This is a genomic window from Mycobacterium sp. E2497, assembly GCF_001668695.1.
In the GTDB taxonomy this organism is placed as follows: Bacteria; Actinomycetota; Actinomycetes; order Mycobacteriales; family Mycobacteriaceae; genus Mycobacterium.
Genome location: NZ_LZKD01000049.1, coordinates 1 through 6923, shown reverse-complemented (window position 1 = coordinate 6923; position 6923 = coordinate 1). Strand labels below are relative to the sequence as shown.

At 67.8% G+C, this 6923-nt stretch carries 8 protein-coding genes; 3 read left to right on the top strand and 5 right to left on the bottom strand.

Annotated features, from left to right (window positions below; genetic code table 11):
• From A5713_RS04210 to A5713_RS04190, 5 genes are all read right to left on the bottom strand, one after another.
• Positions 1–326: enoyl-CoA hydratase-related protein (locus A5713_RS04210; protein WP_197516290.1), on the bottom strand; the 326-nt coding region annotated here is incomplete at its 3' end.
• 20 nt (positions 327–346) lie between these two features.
• Complete coding sequence (locus A5713_RS04205; RefSeq protein WP_067917335.1) at positions 347–583, bottom strand: lipoyl domain-containing protein; 237 nt, start codon at positions 581–583, stop codon at positions 347–349.
• Entirely contained in the window at positions 576–1574 is a 999-nt protein-coding gene (locus A5713_RS04200; RefSeq protein ID WP_068092836.1) for an alpha-ketoacid dehydrogenase subunit beta, read from the bottom strand. The genes A5713_RS04205 and A5713_RS04200 overlap by 8 nt, the downstream gene beginning before the upstream one ends.
• Positions 1575–1576: 2 nt before the next feature.
• Positions 1577–2560, bottom strand: a complete 984-nt coding sequence (locus A5713_RS04195; RefSeq protein WP_068092840.1) for a thiamine pyrophosphate-dependent dehydrogenase E1 component subunit alpha — start codon at positions 2558–2560, stop codon at positions 1577–1579.
• A 4-nt stretch (positions 2561–2564) separates the two neighbouring features.
• Positions 2565–3437 carry a mycofactocin-coupled SDR family oxidoreductase gene (locus tag A5713_RS04190; protein WP_067917331.1) on the bottom strand — a complete coding sequence of 291 codons (873 nt, stop codon included), beginning with the start codon at positions 3435–3437 and terminating at the stop codon, positions 2565–2567.
• Between the two features lie 235 nt (positions 3438–3672).
• Here A5713_RS04190 and A5713_RS04185 point away from each other — a divergent pair, with 235 nt between their 5' ends.
• The 3 genes from A5713_RS04185 (at position 3673) to A5713_RS04175 (ending at position 6918) form a co-directional block, all read left to right on the top strand.
• Entirely contained in the window at positions 3673–4905 is a 1233-nt protein-coding gene (locus tag A5713_RS04185; RefSeq protein ID WP_068092834.1) for a CaiB/BaiF CoA-transferase family protein, read from the top strand.
• Positions 4906–5021: 116 nt separating this feature from the next.
• A complete protein-coding gene (locus A5713_RS04180) occupies positions 5022–6386 on the top strand; it encodes a wax ester/triacylglycerol synthase domain-containing protein (protein WP_082972776.1) in 1365 nt (454 codons plus the stop codon).
• Positions 6387–6630: 244 nt separating this feature from the next.
• Entirely contained in the window at positions 6631–6918 is a 288-nt protein-coding gene (locus A5713_RS04175; RefSeq protein ID WP_007169962.1) for an ANTAR domain-containing protein, read from the top strand.
• The last annotated feature ends 5 nt before the right edge of the window (positions 6919–6923 follow it).

Sequence of the window (6923 nt, the reverse complement as noted above, 5' to 3'; positions counted from 1 at the left end):
AACTCCCACAGGTTCAGCACCGGCTTCACGAACAGGTCGGTCTGCGGCTTCCACGGCGTGCCCATGACTTTCGCGCCCTCGACGAAGGCCGGGTAATCCACCGCGTTGTTGCCGATGGCGTGTCCCGAGCAGAAACCCTTGCCGTTGGCCTTGAGCACGAGCACCTTGATGTCGTAGTCGCGGTCCGCGTCCAGCAGCGCGGCGTCGACCTCTTCGGCCAGCTTCTGGTCCTGGGCGTTCGCCTTTTCCGGCCAGTTCAGGGTGACCCGGGCGATGGGCCCCTCCTTCTGGTAGATGATCCTCTCGCGAGTCTCGTTGAGATCCATGCGTGCTCACCTTTCCTGGTTCACGAAGTGATGACTCCGATTGGGGCGCCGATGTCGTAGGTGGTCCCGACCTGGCCGGTCCAGTGCACGGTGCCCGACGCTCCGGCTTCGATCTCCTGTTCCACCTTCTCGGTGGCGATCACGTAGATGGGTGTGCCCGCTTCCACGCGCTGGCCGGCGTCGACGAGCAGGCCGGTGAGCTCGGCCTCCGACACGGCCACCGAGACGCGCGGGATGCGGATGACGAAGTCAGCCATGCACTCTCGCCCCCGCGAGGGTCTTCAACGCGGCCGCGGCGATCCGCGCCGGAGAGGGATACACCTGCGCCTCGAGCGCCGCCGCGGCCGGGTTGGGGACGAATCGGGCGGCCACCCGCTCGACGGGCGCGGCCAGCTCGGAGAACAACTGCGAGTGCAGGATCGCGGCGACTTCGGCTCCTGGACCGGCGAATTGGACGGCGTCGTGGACGATCACGGCTCGGCGGGTACGGCGTACGGAGGCGACGAGGGTCTCGACGTCGAGGGGTACCAGCGTGCGCAGATCGACGACCTCGGCGCTGACGCCCTGTTCGTGCAGCGTGGCCGCGGCAGCGAGCGCGTCGTGCACGCAGCGTCCGTAGCCGATCAGGCTCACGTCGGTGCCGGTCCGCTTGACGTCGGCCTGGCCCAACGGGATTGAGAATCCGGCATCGACGGGGACAGGCCCCTTCTTGCCCTGCAGCCGGATCGTCTCGACGAACAGGCAGGGATCGGGGTCGAAGATCGCCGCCGTCAGCAGACCCTTCCCGTCCCGCGGCGTGGACGGCACGATCACCTTCATGCCCGGGATGTGCATGAACCACGCCTCCAGGCTCTGCGAATGCGTGGCGCCGGTGGCCAGCCCGGCGTAGACCTGGGTGCGAACGGTGAGCGGCGCGGTCGTGCGCCCGGCGGTCATGAACCTCAGCTTCGCCGCGTTGTTGATCAGCTGGTCGGCGGCGATGCCGATGAAATCCATGATCATGATCTCGGCCACCGGCAGCAGCCCGTCGATGGCCGCGCCGACGGCCGCGCCGACGATCGCCGCCTCCGAGATCGGGGTGTCCAGGACGCGGTCGTGGCCGTATTTCGTCGACAGGCCCGCGGTCGGTCCCGACGCGCCGGGGTCGGCGATGTCCTCACCGAGCAGGAACACCCTGTCGTCGGCGGCGAGCGCCTGGTCCAGGGCGAGGTTGAGCGCCTCGCGCATCGTCATCTCTTGTTCGTGCATGCTCACACCGGGAACTTGATCGCGGTCGCGTACACGTCTCGGTCCAGCTCGTCGATCGACGGGGCCTCCGCGCGCATGACGTTTTGCAGCGCCGTCTCCACCGCGGCCAGCGCCTCCTCTTCGATGCGGTCGAGTTCGTCCCGATCGCAGATGCCGGCCTCGACCAGCTGGTCGCGGAGGCGGGGCACCGGGTCGGCTTCGATCGCGGCGGCCAGCTGATCCTTGGGGATGTAGGGCATCCGGTCACCGAAGTAATGGCCGCGGAAGCGGAACGTCACGCATTCGACGAAGGTGGGGCCGCCGCCGGCGCGGGCTCGCCGCAGCGCGTCATCGAGTGTCGATTTGATCGCCAGCGGATCGTTCCCGTCGACACGCACTCCCGGCATGCCGTAGCCGGCCGCCCGGTCCGCGACACATTCGAGCTTCATCGTGTCGGCGGTCGGCGTCATCTCGGCGTAGAGGTTGTTCTGGCAGACGAACACCATCGGCAGGTCCCAGAGCGCCGCCATGTTCGCCGCCTCGTGAAAAGACCCGGTGTTGGTGGCGCCGTCGCCGAAGCTCACCGCGGTGACGCGATCGAGGCCTTTGCGTTTCGCGGCCAGCGCCAATCCCACCGCCACCGGCGGGCCCGCCCCGACGATCCCGGTCGAAAGCATCACGCCCCGAGCGGGATTCGCGATGTGCATGGTGCCGCCCTTGCCGCGCCCGGCGCCCACGGTGCGGCCCATCACCTCGCCGTAGATCTCTTCCAGCGGGACGCCCTTGCCGATGAGGTCGTGCAGCCCGCGGTAGGTGGTCACCAACTGGTCGTCGGGCCGCAGCGCGAGACCCATCGCGGCGGCGATGGCCTCCTGCCCGCGCGAGGGCCAGTAGACGCACATGAACTCGCCGGTGCCGATGCCTTTGGACAGCCGGTCGTCGGCCGCCTTCATGAGCACCATCAGCTCGTACAGGCGGCGTTGGACGCCCGTTGTCCCGTCGCTCATGCGATCACGCACCGGACCACGGCTTGACCTTCAGGAAGCCGCCCCCGTCGACACGGAGTTGCTGCCCGGTGATGTAGCGGGCCGCGTCGGACGCGAGGAAGAGCACCGCCTCGCTGATGTCCTCGGGTTCGACATAGGGGATCGGCATCGCCTGCACGAGCGGGAAAACCGGCTCCGCGTCCTCGCGGGTCGGATCCTTCAGGTCCGGCCGGAAGGCCCGATACATCGGCGGGCTGTGCAGCATGTCGGTGTTGACATTGGTCGGGTGCACCGCGTTCATCCGGATGGAGAACTTGGCGAGCGCAAGGGCGAAGTCGTTGACGTAATGCGCCGCAGCCAGTTTCGCGAAGGCGTATCCGGCCCCGCCGGGGCCGCCGATCCCACTCTCACCGCCGGAGGTGCTCAGAGACGACATGAACGCCGCGTTGGAACCGATCACGATGATCGACGCGCCGGCATGCAGATGCTTGAGGCTTGCGTGCACCAGGTTCAGCACGCCGACCAGGTCCACGTCCACGGCGTCGGCGAAGGCCTGCGGCGGCAGGCCCGCCGTCAGCGGGCAGATGCCCGCGTTGGCGACAACGACGTCAAGATGCCCGAACTCGGCCACGCCCTCGTCGATCGCTGCGGCCAGCGCCACCCGATCGCGGACGTCGGCGACCGCGGTGAACGCGCGCTGCCCCTCCTTCTCGACCAGCCGGGCGGTCTCCTCGAGGTCCTCGCGCCGCGCCAGGGGGTACTCGTTGGTCTCGATGTCGGCGCACAGGTCCACCGCGATGATGTCGGCGCCTTCGGCGGCGAGCATCCGCGCGTGCGAGCGGCCCTGACCGCGCGCGGCGCCACTGATCACGGCCACCTTGCCCGTTACCCTGCCCATGCCAGTCCTTCGTCCGTGGTCATCGCGATTCCCTTTGGGGCCCAACGGCGTTCGCCAGTGTCGACGCCGCGCACACGGCGCGCGGTCACGGGTATCGGATTCGGGCCACCGGTCGAATCCATCGCATCTCTTCCCCGAAAAACTGCGCTGACCTGCAGCTGGGCTACCACTACGCCCTAGACTAGCTAGAATATCTAAAATAGCAAGGAATGGCGGTCGACCGAGGGAGTTGGCGATGTCTGGTGTCCGCGGGGGCGTCCTCGAAGGCGTGCGGGTAGTCGAGCTGGCGTCGTGGACCTACGTGCCTTCGGCCGGTGCGGCCCTGGCGGACTGGGGCGCCGACGTGATCAAGGTGGAAGGCGTCGCATCGGGCGATCCCGGGCGCGCACTGGTCGTCGGCGGGTTCACCCGGCAGGCGGCCAGACCGGACGCCGACTTCATCCTCGAGTTGGGCAACCGCGGTAAGCGCAGCATCGCCATCGACATCAAATCCGAGACGGGTCGCGAGCTGTTCGGCCGCCTGCTGGCGAGTGCCGACGTGTTCCTCACCAATTGGCTGCCTGGCGCGCTCGAACGGGCGCGGCTGACAGTCGACGACATCCGCGCGTTCAACCCGAAGATCATCATCGCGCGCGGCACCGGGCTGGGGGTGCGGGGTCCGGACCGCGACCGCGGCGGGTTCGACGCCGCCACCTACCTCGCGCGCGGCGGCGTCGCCTACACGCTCACGCCGTTCGGCACGGACACCCCCGCCGTCCAGGGGCCCGGGTTCGGTGACCTGCAGGGCGGGGCGACCCTCGCCGGGGGAGTATGCGCCGCGTTGTTCCACCGCGAACGCACCGGTGAACCGGCGATCGTCGACTCCTCGCTGTTGGCGCAGGCGATGTGGGCGATCGCACCGTCCATCTCGGCGGCCGATTTCTTCGACATCGACGGGATTCCGGGCGCACCGCCCGGATTGGCCATCAACCCGCTTGTCAACCGGTACAAGACCCGGGATGGCCGGTGGATCCAGTTGGTGTTCCTGCAACCGGACAAGTTCTGGGCGGGGTTCTGCGAGCGGATGGGCCTGGGCGAACTGGCCACCGACGAACGCTTCGTGCCGTCGGCCAATCTGATCGCCAACGCCGCGGCGGCCACCGAGATCCTGGCCGAGGTGTTCGCCCGCCACGACCTGGCCCACTGGCAGAAGGCGCTCGAGGACGAACCGGGCGTGTGGGGCGCCCTGGCGACGCCGCGGGAAACGCTCAACGATCCGCAGGTCGAGCCCAACGGATACGTGGTGACCAACGTCGACGACCATGGCGAGAAGTACCGGATCGTCGCCGCGCCCGTGCAGTTCGACGAGACCCCGCCGGCGCCCGCGCGCGCTCCCGAACACGGCCAGCACACCGAGGAAATCCTGCTGGAACTCGACGTCGACTGGGACGACATCGCCAGGGCCAAAGACCTCAACGCCATTCTGTAGTGGCCGCACGGGCGGTCGACCAAAGCCGCTATCTGTGGGGACCAAAGTCATCGGCTGCCGATAACCCGATGACCTGGGCCGCCGGCAGTCGTACGTTCTGTGCGAGGAGCACGAAGATGACTGCATTTATGCGCGCCAGTGACGCCTTCACCTGGGCAATGGAAAGCGATCCCCGGCTGCGGTCGACCGTGGTCAGTGTCGTTCTTCTGGACCGGTCGCCGGACTGGGACGAAGTGCGCAAACGCTTCGACCTGATCAGTCGCACGCTGCCCATGTTCCGGCAGCGGGTGGTGCAGTCACCTGCGCCCGCCCCGCCGCGGTGGGAGCATTACCGGGATTTCGACCTGGATTACCACCTGCGGCGGGCGACCATCTCCGGCCCAGGGACCCTCGACGACGTCCTCGAGATGGCGCGGGTGGCCGAGATGCAGGATTTCGATCGGGCCCGCGCGCTGTGGGAGACCACGTTCATCGACGGTCTGGAAAACGGCGGCGCGGCCGTGATCTGCAAGTTCCACCACGCGCTCACCGACGGGGTCGGTGGGGTCCAGATCGCGATGCACCTGTTCGACCTCTCCGAAGACCTCTATCCCGTCGACCCCATGCCGCCGGAGCCGGCCGTCGCGGGGCCGGCGCTGCTGGGCGGCTACCCCGATGCCGTGCGCTATGACGCCGGCCTGCTCAACTCGGCCCTGGCGGGGGTGGCCAACCGGCTGCCACGGTTGATGTACGACGGGGTTCGGCGGCCCGTCACCACCCTCCGGTCCGCGGCGACCACCGCGGCATCCGTCTACCGAACCGTCCGCCCGATCAACCGACCCGGGTCGTCGTTGGCGACGGACCGCGGCCTGATCCGTCATCTCGCGGTGCATCAAGTGCCGACGCGGCCGCTGCGGGAAGCCGCACACCGTTGCGGTGGGGCGCTGAACGACGCCTTTGTCGCGGGGGTCGCCGGTGGACTGCGCCTCTACCACGAAAAGCACGGTGTGCCGGTGGGCGACCTACACATCACGATGCCGATCAGCCTGCGGACCCAAGCGGACGGCATCGGCGGGAACCGGATCACGCTGATGCGCTTCGACGTACCCGTCGGCGAGATCGACCCGGCAAAACGCATCAGGGCGATCCGGCAGCGCACCGCGGCGGTACGCAACGAAAAATCACTGCCATACACGCAATTGATTGCCGGAGTTCTCAATCTGGCGCCCCGGTGGTACATCGGCTCGGTCCTGCGCCACGTGGATTTCGTGGCCAGCGATGTGCCGGGCGTCCCGGTGCCGGTTTTCCTCGGCGGCGCCCCGGTGCGCGCGCAATACGCCTTCGGGCCCACCATCGGTGCGGCCGTGAATGTCACGCTTCTGACCTATGTCGACACCTGCGGGCTCGGCATGAACATCGACACCACCGCAATTCCCGATTACGACGTGTTCCACGACGCCATCGCCGGCGGCTTCGACGAAATCCTGTCGCTGGCAAGCTAATTCGAATCCGTCGGATTTCCATTCCCGTCGGTATGTAGTGGGAGTCGTTGATTAGCAGCCGATCCCGAAACGGTCACGGGCGGGTATCAATCACGGCAGTAGACTGGCACAACGCGCTCAATCGACAAATCATGGCACAGGGCGCTTTTGAGGTTTGCGGCCGCGACGATGCGTAGCGCAGGAATTCCTCGTCCGCTATCGCCAGTGGTGGGTTCGTGACGGCGCCGCAGGAGGTATCCACAACATGACGACGAACTGGGTTCCCGCCCAGACTTCGTGTGGCCCGCATTCCGGTCGCATCCTCGACACCGCTCGGGGCATTCTCATCGGCCTTCGCCGGTGCCCGTCGGAGGCCGCCCTGGACGAATTGCACAGCGCGGCCTTGCGGCACAAGGTGCCGGTGTTCGCGATGGCCTGGGCGCTGGTACACCTGGCCGGCGACGGCGAGAAGACGCCGAGTTTCACCGATGCGCAATCCGCGGCCCGGCACGAATGGGGGCCGCTGTTCTCCTCCGCTGCAGTGCCCTGTTGAGCGGG